Raw genomic sequence first — 16297 nt, 5'->3', positions numbered from 1 at the left:
GCTGTGGCGAGTTCGTCCAAAAGCGCTGGCGGCAACAGGGTGTGCAATTCCCATACGGCCGACACCTACCCATCCAGGAAAAGGACGCCGTTGTGGGCGAGGCTGATCGCGCCCGGGCGGGCCAGGCCCGCGCCGCCGCCCACCAGCGCCGCCACCGAGGCCGTGTGGTGCGGGGACTGCAGCGGCGGGCGGCGGATCAACGCGCTGCCCGGCGGCAACGTGCCCGCCACCGAGTGCAGCGCCGTCGCCTCGATCGCCTCCTCGTCCGCCAGCGGCGGCAGGATGCCCGGCAGCCGGTGCGCGAGCATCGTCTTGCCCGCCCCCGGCGGCCCGAACATGGCCACGTGGTGGCGGCCGGCCGCGGCCAGCTCGATGACCCGCCGGCCGCGCTCCTGCCCCAGCACGTCGGCCAGGTCGAGCGGCGGCGGCTCCGGGACGGACGGCTCCGGCGGCGGGTCGAGCAGGTGCTCGGTGCCGTGCAGATAGCCAATGATGCGGCCCAGGCTGTCGGCGGCCCGCACCTGCATGCCCGGCACCAGCCGGGCCTCGGCCACGTTGGCCAGCGGGACCACCGCGGCGCCGACGCCCGCGCGGCTGGCCGCGAGCACCGCCGGCAGGACGCCGCGGACCGGGCGGACCGTGCCGTCGAGGCCGAGCTCGCCGAGGACGACGGTGTCGCCCAGGCGGCCGACGGGCAGGCCGGCGCCGGCGGCGAGGACGGCCAGGGCCATGGCGGCGTCGAAGCCGGAGCCGTGCTTGCGGATGTGCGCGGGCAGGAGGTTGACCGTGATGCGCTGCTGCGGCCACGGCGCGCCCGAGTTGTGGACGGCCGCGCGGATGCGGTCGCGGGCCTCGCTCAGCGCCGCGTCCGGCAGGCCGGACACGACCAGGCTGGGCAGGCCGGGGGCGACGTCGGCCTCCACCACGATCACCTCGCCGACCACGCCGGACAGCGCGACCGACCGCACCTGTGCGTAGCCCATCAGAAGGCCCCGCGCAGGTGCTGGACGGCGATCGGGCGGCTGAGCAGGATGCTGACGACGTCGAAGCGGACGTTGCGGTAGCTCGCGTCGTTGCTGGCCAGCCACTGCAGGGCCAGCCGCCGCACGCGGCGTGCCTTGCTGGGGACGACCGCCTCGGCCGGGCCGCCGTAGCGGACGCTGCGGCGGGTCTTGACCTCCACGAAGACGACGTCGGGGCCGTCCCGGGCGATCAGGTCGAGTTCACCGCGGGGCGTGAGCCAGTTGCGGTCGAGGATCACGAGGCCCTGGGACACGAGATAGCGGCCGGCGAGGCGCTCCCCGTAACCCGCGACGATCTGGTTGTGGTGGGTCATGGCCCGGGACTCTGCCAAAAGCCGGCCCGGCGCGACGGCGGATGAAGATCAAACTGTGGACAACGGGTCGCTTGTGGACAACTCCCGCCGCCAGTGCTGGTGCACGAGGTCGTGCCCGTACGCCGGTGCCCGCTCGGAGCTGTCCAGCTCGAACCCCGCCCGCTGGTAGATGCGGCGGGCGTCGGCGAGCACGTCGTGCGTGAACAGCACGATGTCGCGATACCCGGCCCGGGTGGCGAACCGCAGGCACTCGTCGACGAGCCGGGTGCCGACGCCGAGGCCGCGGGCCTTCCGCTCGACGAACAGCAGGCGCAGCTTGGCGGTCGTGTCGGTGTCGCGCACGCAGAAGATCGAGCCGACCGGCTCCCCGTCGACCTCGGCGATCCAGGCGTTCTCGCGGCGCGGGTCGTGCCCCGCCGCGAAGTCGGCGACGATGCGGGCCACCATCGCCTCGAACGTCCCGTCCCAGCCGTACTCGTCGGCGTAGAGCAGCCCGTGGCGCTGCACGACCCAGCCGAGGTCTCCCGGGCCGACCGGCCGGAGCAGGACCGTCGGCGACAGGGGACCCGGACTCCCGAGGATCGACTCGATCGCGCCCATCGCGCCGACGAGCCGGCGCTGGTCCGCGGAGCTCACCTCGGCGAGCAGCGCGGCGGCCTGCGTGTCGGAGCGCCGGCTCAGGTCGGCCGCAGCGACGCGGCCCGCGTCCAGCAGCCGGATCCGCTGCCGGCGGGCGTCGGCCGCGGACCGCTCCCGGACCGCGAGGCCGTCGGCCTCGAAACGGCCGAGGATCCGGCTCAGGTAGCCGGCGTCCATGTCGAGCCGCTGCCGCAGTTCGGAGACGTCGAGGTCGCCCTGTGCCAGCTCGAAGAGCACGCGGCTCTCCGACAGCGAGTAGGGCGAGTCGAGCAGGCCGGCCCGCAGCGCGCCGATCATGTTGGTGTAGAAGCGGCTGAACCTCCGCACGGCCGCCACTGCCTCAAGAGTCATACTTGACATCGTCAAGCAATTCCTTGACGAAGTCAACGAACACGAACGACGTGGCGTCGAAATCGCCCGGAAACGCACGTTCGGAAGGGTCGGTCCCATGAGACTCATCGTGGAGCTTCCCGACCGTCCCGGATCTCTCGGACAGGTGACGACCCTGCTCGGCCGCCTCGGCGTGGACATCCACCAGCTGCGGGTGCTGAGCCGCGACGGCGCGGTGGCGACCGACGAGTTCACCGTCAGCGTGCCCGGGCCGGTCATCGGCCGGTCGCTGCCCACGCTGCTGGAGGAGATTCCCGGAGTGCGAGTCACGAACATGTCGATGGCGGCCGCTATCGTGGAGGCATGACGGCGCCCGCCGAGCAGCCAGCGGCGGTGACCGCGGTCATCGAGGCGTTCGCCCGCCACCTCACCGCCGAGCGGAACCGCTCCGCCCACACCGTCCGCGCCTACGTCGGCGACGTCACCGACCTGTTCCAGCACGCCGCCGCGGCCGGCGCCGACGGCCCGCAGGACCTCACGCTCGCCGTCCTGCGCGGCTGGCTGGCCCGCCGCCGGGCCGCCGGCGACGCCCGGGCCAGCCTGGCCCGGCACGCGGCCGCCGCCCGCACCTTCACCGCCTGGGCCCACCGCGAGGGCCTCATCCCGACCGACCCCGGCCAGCGCCTGGCCAGCCCGAAGCCCCACCGCGACCTGCCGACGGTGCTGCGCCAGGACCAGGCCGCGACGCTCGTCACCGGCCCGGCGGCCCGCGCCGACGCCGTCGGCCTGCGCGACCGCCTGGTGCTGGAGCTGCTCTACGCCACCGGCATCCGGGTCAGCGAGCTGTGCGGGCTCGACCTGGCCGACGTCGACCGGATGCGGCGGGTCGTGCGGGTGGTCGGCAAGGGCGACAAGGAGCGGTCCGTGCCCTACGGGCTGCCGGCCGACCAGGCCCTCACCGCCTGGCTGCGCCACGGGCGCCCGGCGCTGGCCACCACCGCCAGCGGCAACGCGCTCGTGCTGGGCGCGCGGGGCGGCCGGCTGCAGGCGACCGCGGCGCGGCGGATCGTCGACGGCTACGCCCGCGCGGCCGGCCTGCCGCACACCTCGCCGCACGACCTGCGGCACTCGGCGGCCACGCACCTGCTCGAGGGCGGCGCCGATCTGCGCTCCGTGCAGGAGTTGCTCGGACACGCTTCGCTGTCGAGCACGCAGATCTACACTCATGTGTCGATCGAGCGATTGCGTGCCGCATATGAACAAGCCCACCCGCGTGCCTGACCGGCCCGAGCCGATCCCCGGTGCGCGGCTGCTCTTCTCCAACGACGCGACCGTCGCCCAGCTCAACCACGGCTCCTTCGGCATGGTGCCGGTCCCGGTCCAGCGGGCCCAGCAGCGCTTCCGCGACGAGATGGAGGCCAACCCGCACCGGTTCTTCAGCGTCGGGCTGGAGGAGCGCATCGCGCACGTGCGGCGCCACCTGGCCACCTTCGTCGGCGCCGACCCCGAGGGCACGGCGCTGGTCGACAACGCCACCACGGGCAGCTCGATCGTGCTGTCGAGCATTCCCTTCGGTACCGGCGAGGAAATCGTCACGACGGACCACGGCTATGGCGCCGTGGACCTCGCGGTCGACGAGACCTGCCGGCGGACCGGTGCCGTCCACCGGGTGGCCCCCGTGCCGCTGACCGCCGACGACGCGACGGTGACGGCGGCGGTGCTGGCCGCGATCACGCCGCGGACCCGGCTGGTGATCGTCGACCGGATCACCGCCGCGACGGCGCGGTTGTTCCCGGTTCGCCGGATCATCCAGGAGGTGCGGGCAACGGCCGGCGACCGCGTCGCCGTCCTCGTCGACGCCGCCCACGCGCCGGGGATCGTCGACGACCCGGTGCGCGAGCTGGGCGCCGACTTCTGGGTCGGCAACCTGCACAAGTGGGCCTTCGCGCCCCGGGGCACGGCGCTGCTCAGCGTCGCGCCGGCCTGGCGCGCCCGCATCCGGCCGCTGGTGCTGTCCTGGTCGACGGAGGCGGGCTTCCCGGCCAGCCTGGAGTGGGTGGGCGCGCACGACTACACGCCCTGGCTCGCCGCCCCCACCGGCCTGTTCGTCCTGCGCTCGCTGGGCATCGACGCCGTGCGGGAGCACAACGCGGCCCTCGCCGAGCACGGGCAGCACGTCGTCGCCGCCGCGGTCGGGGCCGAGGTGCCCGCGCCGACCGGCCTGCCGATGACGCTCGTGCCGCTGCCCGAAGGGGTCGCCGCCGAGCTCACAGCGGCCGTGGCCCTCCGGCGGCGGATCTCCGACGAGCTCGGCGCCGAGGTCGGGCTGTCCGCCTGGCACGGCCGGGGATACCTGCGGCTGTCGGCCCAGGTCTACAACCGCGTGGACGACTTCCAGCGGCTGGCCGAGGGACTGCCGAAGCTGATCCGCTGACGGGGAGCAGGCGGACGCGGCCGCGGCCCAGCAGGCTCAGCGGGTCCAGGTAGGTGTCGCCGTGCCGCAGGCCCCAGTGCAGGCAGGCCGCGGCCGGACAGCCGGGGTGGCCGGACCGCAGCAGGCCGATCGGCGTCCCGGCCACCACCGTGAACCCGGCGGCGACCAGCGGCTCGACGGGCTCGTAGGTGGTGCGCAGGCCGCCCGGATGGGCGACGGTGACGACCCCGCGGCCGGCGACCGGCCCGGCGAAGGTCACGACGCCGGGCCCGGCGCTGGCCACTCGGGCGCCGGGAACCCCGAGCAGGTCGACGCCTCGGTGGCCGGGCGCGTAGGGGCCGGGCGGCGCCTCGAACGGCCGCACGACGGTCAGGGGCAGCGGGGCGCGGAACCCCGAAGGGGGCGCGAGGGCGAGCAGCAGGGCGAGGACGAACCGGAGCACCCCGGCAGCGTCCCGCAGACAGGACGGCCGCCGTTGCCCCGACCCTCAAGATCTGTGGACAACGACGGCCTTGTGGATTACGAGCCGAACCCGTTGTCGGGGAGCGAGATGTCGGGCTTCTCCAGCTCCTCGACGTTCACGTCCTTGAAGGTCATCACCCGCACGTTCTTCACGAACCGGGCCGGACGGTACATGTCCCAGACCCATGCGTCGTGCATCTCGACCTCGAAGTAGACCTCGCCGTCGGAGTTGCGCACGTGCAGGTCGACCTGGTTGGCCAGGTAGAACCGGCGCTCGGTCTCCACCACGTAGGAGAACTGGCGGACGATGTCGCGGTACTCCCGGTAGAGCTGGAGCTCCATCTCGGTTTCGTACTTCTCGAGATCTTCGGCGCTCATCGCGGTCCGCCTTCCATAGCCACATTGTCGCCCACTTGCGCCGGCACCCGTGCGGGCGCGCCGGGCGCCACGCCGACGTTACCGCGCCTTTGGCCCGGGCGCCCTACCGCCGCCACGTTCGCGTAGGAGAAACGGTGCTCGGCGCACGGCCCGTGCGCCGAGAGCGCGGCTTGGTGGTCCGGGGTCGCGTAGCCCTTGTGCTCGTCGAAGCCGTACTCGGGGTGCGCTTTGTGCAGGTCCTGCATGATCCGGTCCCGGGTGACCTTTGCCACGACGCTGGCGGCGGCGACGCAGGCGGCGACCTGGTCGCCCTTCCAGACGGCCAGCCCGGGCACGCCCAGACCGTCGACCCGGAAGCCGTCGGTGAGCACGTAGTCGGGGCGGACGGACAGCCCGGCGAACGCCCGGCGCATCCCGGCCAGGTTGCACACGTGCAGGCCGCGGCGGTCGATGTCGCCCGGCGGGATGATCACCACCGACCAGGCCTCGGCGCGCCGCACGACATCCTCGTAGATCCGGTCGCGGGCGGCGGCGGTCAGCAGCTTGGAGTCGTTGAGCTCGTCGATCTCGCCGCGGCGGCCCTGTGGCAGCACGACCGCAGCAACCACGAGCGGCCCGGCGCACGCGCCCCGGCCGGCCTCGTCGGCCCCGGCGACCCGATCGAAGCCGCGCCGCTGCAGCGCCCGCTCCAGGGCCCACAGGCCCGCGGCGCGATGCACGACGGTGCGTGGGGGCGCCAGCACGCTCACCCCACCTCCCGCAGGAGCGCGACGAGGTCCTCGGGGTAGTACCGCTCCGGCGTCTCCCGCAGCTCGTCGGCCGACCACCACCGGCCGACGTCGATGCAGCCGACCTCGTACTCCCCCAGGTGGGTCAGGTCGACCTCGAATTCCAGCGTACGCACGACGAAGAAGGACTGCTCCTGCGTGTACCACCGCCCGTCGAACGGGAAGCGCACCATGTCGGTGCGGACCGGCCCGCTCAGGTCGGCCGGCGCGACGCGCAGCCCGGTCTCCTCGTAGACCTCGCGCACGGCGGCGTCGCGCAGCGACTCCCCGGCCTCCAGCCCACCGCCCACGGTGAACCAGTAGCGGTGGTCGGGACGGGCCGGGTCCCAGCCGTGCAGCAGCAGGACCCGTCCGGCCGGATCGATCAGGAGCACCCGGGCCGCCCTGCGATCGATGACCCCCGCGCCGTCCGTCATACCGACGAGACTACGACGTGGTCACTTCGTGGCGGGATCGGGCACCTTCTCGTAAGTGTCCGGGACGCTGAGCCATTTGGCTCTGGAGAAGGGCCAGAAGACGACGAACGCGCGTCCGACCACGTCGTCCTCGGAGATGGTCGCCTGGACCGGATCTTTCATGCGGATGAAGTTGTACCGCGAGTCCCCCGACCGCGACCGATGGTCCCCCATCACCCACAGCCGCCCCTTCGGCACGGTGACGTCGAACTGCTCCTCGCTCGGCAGGTCCTGCAGCCCGTCCTCGTTGGTGTAGACGTACGTCTCGTCGAGGGGGGTGCCGTTGACCGTGATCCGCTGCTTGTCGTCACAGCACACGATGTGGTCGCCGCCGACCGCGATGACCCGCTTGATGAAGTCCTCTTCCGACGGGTCGTTGCGCCAGGAGTTGGGCGCCTCGAACACGATGACCTCGCCCCGGTGCGGCGAGCGGAAGTCGTAGACCAGCTTGTTGACGAGCACCCGATCCTTGATCAGGAGGGTGTTCTCCATGGACTCGGAGGGGATGTAGAACGTCTGGAGAACGAAGGCCCGCACCACGACGGCGACGATGATCGCCACGCCCAGCAACACCGGCAACTCACGCCAGAACGTGCCGGGTTTCTTGGTCTGCTCGTCAATCACGCCCTGAAGGGTACGTGCTCGTCACGATCGGCGACGCCTCAACCGCTCCGGACGCGCCGAACGGGTCGAAACCATGGCAGAAGCCGCCAACGGGGCGACGAAAAAGTCCGGCGTCAATGGAAACTCGGGGACGCGGGTCACCCGCGGGCCCGGTGCGGGCGGCGCCGCCGCGCTCTTCGGCACGTTCTTGAACGTTTCCGGCACCGAAAGCCACCCCCACCGGCTGCTCGGCCACAGGATGACGAAGGCGCGCCCGATGACGTTGTCGATCGGCACCTGGCCCTGGCAGCGCGAGTCCTGCGAGACGCCGCGATGGTCACCCATGACGAACATCTGCCCCGGCTCCACCTTCACCGGGTCGAAGCGCCGGGCGGTGCACTGCCGCGGGTTGGGCGTGGCGTCGAGCGGCGAGTCCTCGTAGACGTACGACGACTCGTCGAGCGGGAAGCCGTTGACGGTCACCCGCCCCTGCACGTCGCAGCAGGCCACCATGTCGCCGGGCAGGCCGATGACCCGCTTGATGAAGTCCTTCTCGCCCGGCTGGGAGAAGCCGACGAGGTCGCCGACCGTGCGGCCGAGCTCGGCGAAGAAGCCCGCGTCCTTGTCGACCTGGTTCTCGGGCGCCCAGTTCGCCGGCCCCTGGAAGACGACGATCTCGCCCCGCTGGGGCTCCCGGACGTCGTACAGCACCTTGTTGACCAGCACCCGGTCGCCGACGAGGAGGGTCTCCTCCATCGAGCCGGACGGGATGAAGAACGCCTGGACCAGGAAGGTGCGGATGAGCACCGCGAGGCAGAACGCCACGATGAGCAGCAGCGGCAGCTCCTGCCACAGCGGCATGTTCTTGCGCTTCTTGCGGACCTTGCTGCGCCACGACTGGGAGGAGCTGTCGTCGTAGTCGTCGCGCGCCGCCGAGCGCCGGCGGTCGAAGCTGCGCTCGTAGCGGTCGTCATACTGCGAGCGCTCGTCCTCGAACGCGCGGTCGCGCACGATCGGCGGCTCGTCGTAGCGGTCCCGGCGACCCCGGCCGCCACCGTAGGGCTCCTCGTATCCCCGGCCCGCGTTCCAGCCGCCCTGGGGCTGCTCGTCGTAGCGGTCGTCGTGCCGCTGCTCCGTGCCATGCCCGTCGCGGTTCCAGCTACCGTCATACGACCGCTGGTCGGGGGCGCTCTCGGGCCGGCCCGTGGTCGCCCAGTAATCGTGTCCCGGGTAACTCACGCCGCCGAAACCGAACTGCCCACGCTGCCCGCCCTCCTGGTCAAGGGGGCGCTGACGCGGGGATGAATCATCGCCGCGATCGTCGTAACCATCGCGGGCGTAGGGGTCGCTTGCCATCGGCGTCAGCCTAGAGGCACAAGACCACTTTGGGGAGACCAGTCCTCCGTGACCGAAAAAGCCACTCCGGGACATGGCTCAGGGAGGGTGCGCGAGGCGCCCCTCCCTGACGAGCTCCTGGCGAACCGCGAGGTCAGCTGCTGACCTTGGTCTCGCGCTTCTCCTTGATCTTCGCCTTCTTGCCGCGGAGGTCACGGAGGTAGTAGAGCTTGGCGCGGCGCACGTCGCCACGGGTCACGACCTCGATCCGGTCGACGGCCGGGCTGTTCACCGGGTAGGTGCGCTCGACGCCGACGCCGAAGCTCACCTTGCGGACCGAGAAGGTCTCCCGAAGGCCGGCGCCCTGGCGACGGATCACCACGCCCTGGAAGATCTGGACCCGGGACCGGTTGCCCTCGACGACGCGGGCGTGCACCTTGACGGTGTCACCGGCGCGGAAGCTCGGGATATCGGTCCGCTGCGACTGTGCGTCCAGCGCGTCCAGCGTGTTCATCGCGGCTGTTCCTCGTCACTTCAAGGCACGCCCGACTGAGGGACGCGCGAGGGCTTAGGTTCCAGGGCACGCAGGCTTCCGCCCGCGGCAACCTCACTACTTTGCCACATCGACGCCCGGAACCTGAAATCAGGTCCCTTGATCGCCGTCCTCAAGGGCGGCGAGGAGGTCGGGCCGGCGCTCGGCGGTGCGCAGGAGTGCCTGCTCACGGCGCCAACGGGCGATCTTGCCGTGGTCACCCGAGCGGAGGATCTCCGGGACGTCGAGACCGCGCCAGGTCGGGGGCTTGGTGTACATCGGCGCCTCCAGGACGCCGTCGGCGTGCGACTCCTCCAGCAGCGAGTCGGCGTTGCCGAGCACCCCGGGCAGCAGGCGGGTGACCGCCTCCAGGACGACCAGCACGGCAACCTCTCCGCCGAAGAGCACGTAGTCGCCGAGGGAGATCTCGCTCACCCGCATCCGCGTGGCGGCGTGGTCGATGACACGCTGGTCGATCCCCTCGTACCGCCCGCAGGCGAACAGCAGGTGCGGGTCCCCGGCCAGGGCGCGGGCGGTGGCCTGCGTGAACGGGGTCCCGGCCGGGCTGGGCACGACGAGGTGGGTCTCGGGGCCGGCCAGCTCGTCGAGGGCCTGGCCCCACGGCTCGGGGCGCATGACCATGCCGGGGCCGCCGCCGTAGGGCGTGTCGTCGACCGTGCGGTGCACGTCGTGCGTCCAGCGACGCAGGTCGTGGACCTCGACCTGAAGCGTGCCCGCCGCGCGCGCCTTGCCGATGAGCGACAGCTCCAGCGGCGCGAGGTAGTCGGGGAAGATCGTGACGACGTCGACCCTCATAGGTCGAAGAGGCCTTCCGGCGGGGTGACGACGATCCGCCCGCCGGGCACGTCGACCTCGGGGACGATCTCGCGGACGAACGGGACAAGACCGGTGCGCCCGTCGGTGAGCCGCACGACAAGCAGGTCGTGGGCGGGCGCGTGGTCGATGCGCAGCAGCTCGCCGAGGCGCTCGCCGTCGGGGCGGACCACCGCGAGGCCGATCAGCTCGTGATCGTTGAACTCGTCCGGGTCGTCGCTGGGCGGGATCGTCTCGCTGTCGACGCACAGCAGCACGCCGCGCATCTCCTCGGCGAGGTTGCGGTCGTAGATGCCGTCGAAGACCACCAGCAGCCGGCCCTGGTGCGGCCGGACGGACTCGACGCTGACCGTCGCGGGCGGGCGCCAGGCACCCGCGGGGACGGTTTGCAGCCGGCGAACCGCCGTCGAGTCGGTCGTGAGGACCGACCCGACGGCGAAACGTTCAGCCGGAGCATCCGTGCGGACGTCGACCACGACTTCACCGTGGACGCCGTGCGCGCGGATCACCAGACCGACGACGAGGAGCATGCGGGTCAGTAGGCGTCGACGATCTCGACGCGCACGCCGCGGCCGCCGATCGACGTGATGACCTGCCGCAGCGCCTTGGCGGTGCGCCCACCGCGCCCGATCACCGTGCCGAGGTCCTCCGGGTTGACCCGGACCTCGAGACGCTGACCGCGACGGGAGTCGACCATGCGGACACGGACATCGTCGGGATTGTCGACGATGCCCTTGACCAGGTGCTCCAGCGCGGGACGCAGCACGTCAGGCCTCCGCGCCGGCGCCGGCACCGGACTGCTCCTCAGCCTGCGCGGCCTCGGCGGCGGGCGCCTCGGCCTTCTTCTTCGGCTCGGCGGCCTTCTTGGCCTTCGGCGCGTCCGCCACACCGGCGGCGGCCTGGGCCTCGGCCTCGTAGGTGGCGCGACGGTCGGGCGCCGCGGCGCGCACCTTCAGCGGCTCGGCCGGCGCGGGCAGGCCCTTGAACCGCTGCCAGTCACCGGTCTTGCTGAGAATCGCCAGCACGGGCTCGCTCGGCTGCGCGCCGACCGACAGCCAGTGCTGGATGCGCTCGGAGTTGACCTCGATGCGCGAGGGCTCCTCCTTCGGGTGGTAAAGCCCGACGAACTCGATCGCACGGCCGTCGCGCTTGGTGCGCGAGTCGGCGACGACGATGCGGTACTGCGGGTTGCGGATCTTGCCCATCCGCAGGAGCCGGATCTTGACGGCCACTTGGTTGCTCGCTCCTGGATCTGTTGGAAGCCGAGCGACCGCCCGGACGTCGTGGGGATGACGCCGTCGGCTGCTCTGTTGGACTGGCGCGACGCCGGGTTAGAGGGCTCGGACGCACACCGGATACCAGCCAACCATTGTGCCAGACCCACTACCGTGCGCAAAAACCGGGGCTCACCTCAGCGGCGGCCGGTCCCAGCCGGGCACCAGGCCGGGGAGCTCCCAGGCGGCGGGCGGCTGCCAGCCGATCCAGGTGCCGTCGAAGGGGAACTCCCCCGCCTCGATCTCCTTGATCACTCGCTCGCCCTCGGCCCGCACCGCCGCCTCGTCCGCCACCCAGTAGTGCTCCGGGATCGCGAGGCGCTCCAGGAACTCGTCCTCGTCCTTCCACTTCCAGCTCCGGTCGGGGTGCACGACGATGTCGAGGTCCTCGTCGGTCACGTCGACGCCGGCCGCCCCGCCCTCGTCGCTCCAGCGGATCGCCGGGCGCTCGAGGTTGACGTACCACCCGGCGAACCGCTCCTCCTCGTCGCGGAACCACCAGACCGAGTGCGCCGGGCCGCCGGGCCGGTGCAGCTTGAGCACGCCCGGCCCGCCCCACGTGCCGTGCTTGAGCGTCGGCGCGCCCAGCTCGACGTACTCGGCGAACGGCATCGACCGCATCCCGCGCCCGTCGGCGGAGACCTCGTTGACGACGGGCGTGCCCCGGGCGACCCACACCAGCAGCCCGCGCTCGTCGTCGGAGACGACCCGGGCCGGGCGCACCCAGCCGAGCCGCCCGCGCCGCACGTTGCGATGCATGATCACCTGTCCGGGCGTGAAGACGACGCTCAACCGCGCTCCCTCGGTCGGTCCCAGCCCTCGGTGACGGGGTCCGGGATGGTCCAGCCGGCCGGCGGCCGGAAGTCGGTCCACGTGCCGTCGAACGGCCAGGCGCCCGCCTCGATCGCGGGGACGATCGCGCGGCCCTGGGCCCAGACGGCGTCGGGATCGGGGACCCAGTAGGCGTCGGGGAAGGCGAGGCGCTCCTCGAGCTCGTCCTCGTCCTTCCAGCCCCAGCGGCGGTCGGGCCACACCCAGATGTCGAGGTCCTGGTCGGTGAGGTCGATGCCGGCGAGCTCGCCGTCCTCCCAGGTCACCGATGGTTCTTCGAGGTTGACGTACCACGCGCGGAAGGTGAGCGACGGGTCGAAGAGCCACCAGACGGAGTACGCGGCGCCGCGGGGGTTGAACTTGAGGCAGTGGGGTCCGCGGTACACATCCTGGATGATCTTCTTCGGGGTGTCGATCCAGTCGGCGAAGGGCATGTCGCGCGGACCGTCGCCGGCGACGGTGACCTCGCGGATGAGCGGGCTGCCGGTCGCGAGCCAGAGGCGGGTGCCCTGCTCGTCGTCGGACACGACGCGGGTCAGGGGCGCCCAGACCAGCGTTTCATGGGTGAAATGCCGGTGCAGAACCGGTCTTCCGGGACGCAGCGGCACCCCCGAATCTTACGCGATCACCCGTCCGCGGAGCACGATCCGCTGCGGGCGCAGGAGGGTGGTCAGGTCCGTGCGCGGGTCCTCCGCGTAGACGACCAGGTCGGCCAGGCCGCCCTCGACCAGGCCGGGGAAGCCGAGCCACGCGCGGGCACCCCAGGAGCCGGCGCGCAGGACCGCCTCGGCGGGCAGGCCGCCCTCGCGGTGCAGCAGCAGCATCTCCTGCGCGGCCAGCCCGTGGTCGATGCCGCCACCGGCGTCGCTGCCGACGTAGATCGGCACGCCGGCCTCGTGGGCGGCGCGGACCACGGCCGGGAAGCGGTCACGAAGGGCGACCATATGGCGGGCGTACCCCGGGAACTTGTCCTCCGCCTGCGCCGCGATCTTGCCGAAGGTGGCGATGTTGATCATCGTCGGCACGAGCGCGGTCCCCCGGCGGGCCATCTCGGCGACGTCGTCCTCGGCCAGCCCGGTGCCGTGCTCGACCGAGTCGACCCCGGCCCGCACCAGGGCGGCCACGGACTCCTCGGCGAACGTGTGGACAGCGACCCGCGCGCCGGCGGCGTGCGCGGCCGCGACGGCGCCGGCCATGGCCTCGACGTCCCACGCCGGGGCGAGGTCGCCGACCCCGCGGTCGATCCAGTCGCCGACCAGCTTCACCCAGCCGTTGCCGACGGCGGCCTGCCGGGTCACCTCGGCGTCCAGGTCCGCCTCGCCCACCTCGACGCCGATATCCCGCAGATACCGCTTCGGCGGCGCCACGTGCCGGCCCGCCCGCACCAGCCGGGGGACGTCGGGGTCGTCGTCGAGCTCCGCGTAGGGAATCGGGGAGCCGGCGTCGCGGATCGCGAGCACGCCCGCGTCACGGTCGACGACGGCGAGCGACCGCGCCTGGCCGACCCCTGCCGCCGGAGCGCCGCCGGGGGCGATGCCCAGGTGACAGTGCGCGTCGACGAGGCCCGGCAGGACGAACCCGCCGTCGGCCACCGTCAGCGCGCCGGCGACGGGCTCGAACGTCACCCGGTCGCCGACCAGCCAGAGGTCGCGCCGCTCCCCGTCCGGCAGGATGGTCCCGCGGACGTGGAGTGGCTCAGTTGTCCTTGTCACGCTTCTGCAGCTTCGAGAAGTCGAGCTTCGGCAGCTTGAAGCCCGGCGGCAGGCCGGCCGCGTTGGGGTCCATCTGCGCCGGGTCGAGGCCGGGCGGCAGCTGCGGCATCGCGGGCATGCCGCCGCCGAGGCGGGGCTGGCGGTTGTTGCCGCTCTTGGTGCCCTTGCGCTTGTTCTTGGGCGACTTGGTCGCCTTGCGCCGCCCGCCGGGCAGGCCCATCATGCCGCCCATCTGCTTCATCATCTTCTGCGCGTCGGCGAAGCGGTTGAGCAGCTGGTTGACGTCGGTGACGGTGGTGCCGGAGCCGTTGGCGATGCGCACCCGGCGCGAGGCGTTGAGGATCTTCGGGTTGACCCGCTCGTTCGGGGTCATCGAGCGGATGATCGCGACGACCCGGTCGAAGTGCTTGTCGTCGAGCTCGGCCAGTTGGTCCTTCATCTGCCCCATGCCCGGCATCATGGCCAGCACGTTGGCGATCGGGCCCATCCGGCGCACCGCCTGCAGCTGCTCCAGGAAGTCCTCGAGCGTGAACTGCTCGCCGCCCATGAGCTTGGCGGCCATCCGCTCCTTCTCATCGTCGGCGAAGGCCTGCTCGGCCTGCTCGATGAGGGTGAGGACGTCGCCCATCCCGAGGATCCGCGAGGCCATCCGGTCGGGGTGGAAGACGTCGAAGTCCTCCAGCTTCTCGCCGGTGGACGCGAACATGATCGGCTGGCCGGTCACGTGCCGCACGGACAGCGCCGCACCACCGCGGGCGTCACCGTCGAGCTTCGAGAGGACGACGCCGGTGATGCCGACGCCGTCGCGGAAGGCCTCGGCGGTCGCGACCGCGTCCTGACCGACCATCGCGTCGATGACGAACAGCACCTCGTCGGGGTCGACCGCGTCGCGGATGTTCGCGGCCTGCTGCATCATCTCGGCGTCGATGCCCAGCCGGCCGGCGGTGTCGACGATGACGATGTCGCGCATCTGCCGCCGCGCGTGCTCGATGGACTCGCGGGCGACCGCCACCGGGTCGCCGACGCCGTTGCCCGGCTGCGGCGCATACACCTCGACGCCGGCCCGGCCGCCCAGCACCTGCAGCTGGTTGACCGCGTTGGGCCGCTGGAGGTCGGCCGCGACGAGCAGCGGCTGGTGGCCCTGCCCCTTGAGCCAGCGGGCGAGCTTCCCGGCGAGGGTCGTCTTGCCGGAGCCCTGAAGGCCGGCGAGCATGATGACGGTCGGCGGGTTCTTGGCGAACTGGAGCCGCCGGGCCTCGCCACCGAGCGTGGCGACGAGCTCCTCGTGGACGATCTTGATGATCTGCTGGGCCGGGTTGAGCGCCTGCGACACCTCAGCGCCGCGCGCCCGCTCCTTCAACCGGGCGATGAACGCCTTGACCACCGGCAGCGCGACGTCGGCCTCGAGCAGCGCGAGCCGAATCTCCCGCGCGGTGGCGTCCACGTCGGCATCGGTGAGCCGGCCCTTGCTCCGCAGCTTCGAGAAGATGCCGGAGAGCCGGTCACTCAGGGTGTCAAACACGACGATCCGTCCTCGGGTGTAGGAGTCCCTTGAAGGGTACGCGACGCGGCGCCACCCTTCGCGCCACGCACGGTCAGGCGCTGGTCGCGGCCTGCAGGACGGCCGCCTCGATGCGGGCCCGCGCGTCCGCGTCCCACGAGCCGGCCAGGTAGAAGGCGTCCACCACGGCGCCGCCCAGGGTCGAGATCCGGGCCGACCGGACGTCCGCGCCCACGTCCTCCAGCGCGCTCGCCACCCGGAACAGCAGGCCGGGCGTGTCGGTCGCGCGGAGCTCGAGCACGGTGGCGTCGGTGGCCGCCGTGGACGGCTGCCACACCACCCGCGGCGGGGCGGAGGCGCTGCGGCGCGCGGACCGGTCGCGGGCGGCCAGGCGCTCGGCCAGCGGAAGGTCGCCGGTCACGGCCCGGCGCAGGTCCGAGACGATCGCCTCGCGGTCGACCTCGCCGCCGTATCGGGGCTGGACCGCGCACACCATCCGCGCCACCCCGTCGACGGTGAGTGTGTCGGCGGTGACGACGTCGAGCCGGTGCAGGGAGAGACACCCGGCCACCGCCGCCAGCAGGCCGCGTCGGTCCGGCGCGGTCACCGACACCGCGTCGTCGTCCAGGTGTACCGCCGGCAACCGCGCCGGCACCGGCAGCGCCGCGGCAGGCGAGCGGGGCGGGTCGACCACGCCGGTGTCGAGCGCGCGGTCGACGTGGCGGACCAGCTCGGCGATCAGCCGGCCCTTCCAGTCCGACCAGGCGGCCGGGCCGGTCGCGGCGGCGTCGGCGCGGGCCAGCGCGTGCAGCAGGCCGAGGGTGGAGGCGTCGCCGACCGCGGCGGCGACCGT

Annotated in this window: 19 protein-coding genes and 3 pseudogenes; 3 read left to right on the top strand and 19 right to left on the bottom strand. The window is 72.5% G+C overall.

Annotation, left to right across the window (positions count from 1 at the left end; translation table 11 throughout):
* Nucleotides 1–65: 65 nt before the first annotated feature.
* Genes IEZ31_RS10930 through IEZ31_RS10920 form a run of 3 tightly spaced genes read right to left on the bottom strand, consistent with a single transcriptional unit; the run spans nucleotide 66 to nucleotide 2326 of the window.
* Nucleotides 66–983, bottom strand: a complete 918-nt coding sequence (locus tag IEZ31_RS10930) for an ATP-binding protein (RefSeq protein WP_190249660.1) — start codon at nucleotides 981–983, stop codon at nucleotides 66–68.
* Complete coding sequence (locus IEZ31_RS10925; protein ID WP_190249659.1) at nucleotides 983–1336, bottom strand: YraN family protein; 354 nt, start codon at nucleotides 1334–1336, stop codon at nucleotides 983–985. The genes IEZ31_RS10930 and IEZ31_RS10925 overlap by 1 nt, the downstream gene beginning before the upstream one ends.
* Before the next feature lie 48 nt (nucleotides 1337–1384).
* The gene (locus IEZ31_RS10920) at nucleotides 1385–2326 is read right to left on the bottom strand and encodes a bifunctional helix-turn-helix transcriptional regulator/GNAT family N-acetyltransferase (protein ID WP_229834657.1); all 942 of its coding nucleotides are present in this window, start codon (nucleotides 2324–2326) and stop codon (nucleotides 1385–1387) included.
* Nucleotides 2327–2423: 97 nt separating this feature from the next.
* On the opposite strand from IEZ31_RS10920, the gene IEZ31_RS10915 reads away from it, so the two are divergent.
* The 3 genes from IEZ31_RS10915 to IEZ31_RS10905 are packed head-to-tail and all read left to right on the top strand — an operon-like array spanning nucleotide 2424 to nucleotide 4739.
* Nucleotides 2424–2672, top strand: coding sequence for an ACT domain-containing protein (locus tag IEZ31_RS10915; protein ID WP_190249657.1), 249 nt, complete (start codon nucleotides 2424–2426; stop codon nucleotides 2670–2672).
* The gene (locus tag IEZ31_RS10910) at nucleotides 2669–3586 is read left to right on the top strand and encodes a tyrosine recombinase XerC (RefSeq protein ID WP_190249656.1); all 918 of its coding nucleotides are present in this window, start codon (nucleotides 2669–2671) and stop codon (nucleotides 3584–3586) included. Before IEZ31_RS10915 ends, IEZ31_RS10910 begins: the two co-directional genes overlap by 4 nt.
* On the top strand, nucleotides 3561–4739 hold the full coding sequence (locus IEZ31_RS10905) for an aminotransferase class V-fold PLP-dependent enzyme (RefSeq protein ID WP_190249655.1): 1179 nt from the start codon (nucleotides 3561–3563) through the stop codon (nucleotides 4737–4739). Before IEZ31_RS10910 ends, IEZ31_RS10905 begins: the two co-directional genes overlap by 26 nt.
* A gap of 100 nt (nucleotides 4740–4839) precedes the next feature.
* Here IEZ31_RS10905 and IEZ31_RS58840 read toward each other — a convergent pair.
* The 16 genes and pseudogenes from IEZ31_RS58840 to IEZ31_RS56500 all read right to left on the bottom strand — a co-directional run.
* Nucleotides 4840–5022, bottom strand: a pseudogene (locus tag IEZ31_RS58840) (M23 family peptidase); the annotation flags it as partial.
* 236 nt (nucleotides 5023–5258) lie between these two features.
* Entirely contained in the window at nucleotides 5259–5579 is a 321-nt protein-coding gene (locus tag IEZ31_RS10895) for a DUF2469 domain-containing protein (protein WP_190249654.1), read from the bottom strand.
* Nucleotides 5576–6322, bottom strand: coding sequence for a ribonuclease HII (locus tag IEZ31_RS10890; protein WP_190249677.1), 747 nt, complete (start codon nucleotides 6320–6322; stop codon nucleotides 5576–5578). Before IEZ31_RS10890 ends, IEZ31_RS10895 begins: the two co-directional genes overlap by 4 nt.
* A gap of 2 nt (nucleotides 6323–6324) precedes the next feature.
* On the bottom strand, nucleotides 6325–6783 hold the full coding sequence (locus IEZ31_RS10885) for an NUDIX hydrolase (RefSeq protein ID WP_190249653.1): 459 nt from the start codon (nucleotides 6781–6783) through the stop codon (nucleotides 6325–6327).
* A gap of 21 nt (nucleotides 6784–6804) precedes the next feature.
* Complete coding sequence (lepB, locus tag IEZ31_RS10880; RefSeq protein WP_190249652.1) at nucleotides 6805–7446, bottom strand: signal peptidase I; 642 nt, start codon at nucleotides 7444–7446, stop codon at nucleotides 6805–6807.
* A 21-nt stretch (nucleotides 7447–7467) separates the two neighbouring features.
* Nucleotides 7468–8340: pseudogene (gene lepB, locus IEZ31_RS10875) on the bottom strand (signal peptidase I); the annotation flags it as partial.
* A 574-nt stretch (nucleotides 8341–8914) separates the two neighbouring features.
* Nucleotides 8915–9274 (bottom strand): 50S ribosomal protein L19, encoded by a 360-nt coding sequence (gene rplS / locus IEZ31_RS10870; protein WP_190249651.1) that lies wholly within the window; start codon nucleotides 9272–9274, stop codon nucleotides 8915–8917.
* A gap of 129 nt (nucleotides 9275–9403) precedes the next feature.
* Nucleotides 9404–10108, bottom strand: coding sequence for a tRNA (guanosine(37)-N1)-methyltransferase TrmD (gene trmD, locus IEZ31_RS10865; protein ID WP_190249650.1), 705 nt, complete (start codon nucleotides 10106–10108; stop codon nucleotides 9404–9406).
* Complete coding sequence (rimM, locus tag IEZ31_RS10860; protein ID WP_190249649.1) at nucleotides 10105–10656, bottom strand: ribosome maturation factor RimM; 552 nt, start codon at nucleotides 10654–10656, stop codon at nucleotides 10105–10107. The genes trmD and rimM overlap by 4 nt, the downstream gene beginning before the upstream one ends.
* Nucleotides 10657–10661: 5 nt before the next feature.
* Nucleotides 10662–10919 carry an RNA-binding protein gene (locus IEZ31_RS10855; protein ID WP_033357826.1) on the bottom strand — a complete coding sequence of 86 codons (258 nt, stop codon included), beginning with the start codon at nucleotides 10917–10919 and terminating at the stop codon, nucleotides 10662–10664.
* A complete protein-coding gene (gene rpsP, locus IEZ31_RS10850) occupies nucleotides 10894–11358 on the bottom strand; it encodes a 30S ribosomal protein S16 (protein WP_190249648.1) in 465 nt (154 codons plus the stop codon). Before rpsP ends, IEZ31_RS10855 begins: the two co-directional genes overlap by 26 nt.
* 174 nt (nucleotides 11359–11532) lie before the next feature.
* The gene (locus tag IEZ31_RS10845) at nucleotides 11533–12159 is read right to left on the bottom strand and encodes a ribonuclease FAU-1 family protein (RefSeq protein ID WP_190249675.1); all 627 of its coding nucleotides are present in this window, start codon (nucleotides 12157–12159) and stop codon (nucleotides 11533–11535) included.
* Nucleotides 12160–12188: 29 nt separating this feature from the next.
* Complete coding sequence (locus IEZ31_RS10840; protein ID WP_190249647.1) at nucleotides 12189–12839, bottom strand: ribonuclease FAU-1 family protein; 651 nt, start codon at nucleotides 12837–12839, stop codon at nucleotides 12189–12191.
* A 9-nt stretch (nucleotides 12840–12848) separates the two neighbouring features.
* The gene (locus tag IEZ31_RS10835) at nucleotides 12849–13943 is read right to left on the bottom strand and encodes an amidohydrolase family protein (protein ID WP_190249646.1); all 1095 of its coding nucleotides are present in this window, start codon (nucleotides 13941–13943) and stop codon (nucleotides 12849–12851) included.
* The gene (gene ffh / locus IEZ31_RS10830; protein WP_190249645.1) at nucleotides 13927–15465 is read right to left on the bottom strand and encodes a signal recognition particle protein; all 1539 of its coding nucleotides are present in this window, start codon (nucleotides 15463–15465) and stop codon (nucleotides 13927–13929) included. The genes IEZ31_RS10835 and ffh overlap by 17 nt, the downstream gene beginning before the upstream one ends.
* A gap of 73 nt (nucleotides 15466–15538) precedes the next feature.
* A pseudogene (locus IEZ31_RS56500) lies at nucleotides 15539–16297 on the bottom strand ([protein-PII] uridylyltransferase); the annotation flags it as partial.

The sequence above is a fragment of the Dactylosporangium sucinum genome (assembly GCF_014647515.1).
Taxonomy (GTDB): Bacteria; Actinomycetota; Actinomycetes; order Mycobacteriales; family Micromonosporaceae; genus Dactylosporangium; species Dactylosporangium sucinum.
The sequence above is the reverse complement of the archived record's forward strand: the minus strand, read 5'-3'. Positions and strand labels throughout refer to the sequence as shown.

Coding starts and splice junctions, on each gene's coding strand:
- rimM (WP_190249649.1), bottom strand. CDS start 10,656: ATGCTCCTCGTCGTCGGTCTGGTGATCCGCGCGCACGGCGTCCACGGT.
- IEZ31_RS10930 (WP_190249660.1), bottom strand. CDS start 983: ATGGGCTACGCACAGGTGCGGTCGGTCGCGCTGTCCGGCGTGGTCGGC.
- IEZ31_RS10895 (WP_190249654.1), bottom strand. CDS start 5,579: ATGAGCGCCGAAGATCTCGAGAAGTACGAAACCGAGATGGAGCTCCAG.
- IEZ31_RS10925 (WP_190249659.1), bottom strand. CDS start 1,336: ATGACCCACCACAACCAGATCGTCGCGGGTTACGGGGAGCGCCTCGCC.
- IEZ31_RS10905 (WP_190249655.1), top strand. CDS start 3,561: ATGAACAAGCCCACCCGCGTGCCTGACCGGCCCGAGCCGATCCCCGGT.
- IEZ31_RS10845 (WP_190249675.1), bottom strand. CDS start 12,159: ATGCATCGCAACGTGCGGCGCGGGCGGCTCGGCTGGGTGCGCCCGGCC.
- rplS (WP_190249651.1), bottom strand. CDS start 9,274: ATGAACACGCTGGACGCGCTGGACGCACAGTCGCAGCGGACCGATATC.
- IEZ31_RS10910 (WP_190249656.1), top strand. CDS start 2,669: ATGACGGCGCCCGCCGAGCAGCCAGCGGCGGTGACCGCGGTCATCGAG.
- IEZ31_RS10885 (WP_190249653.1), bottom strand. CDS start 6,783: ATGACGGACGGCGCGGGGGTCATCGATCGCAGGGCGGCCCGGGTGCTC.
- IEZ31_RS10920 (WP_229834657.1), bottom strand. CDS start 2,326: ATGACTCTTGAGGCAGTGGCGGCCGTGCGGAGGTTCAGCCGCTTCTAC.
- trmD (WP_190249650.1), bottom strand. CDS start 10,108: ATGAGGGTCGACGTCGTCACGATCTTCCCCGACTACCTCGCGCCGCTG.
- IEZ31_RS10915 (WP_190249657.1), top strand. CDS start 2,424: ATGAGACTCATCGTGGAGCTTCCCGACCGTCCCGGATCTCTCGGACAG.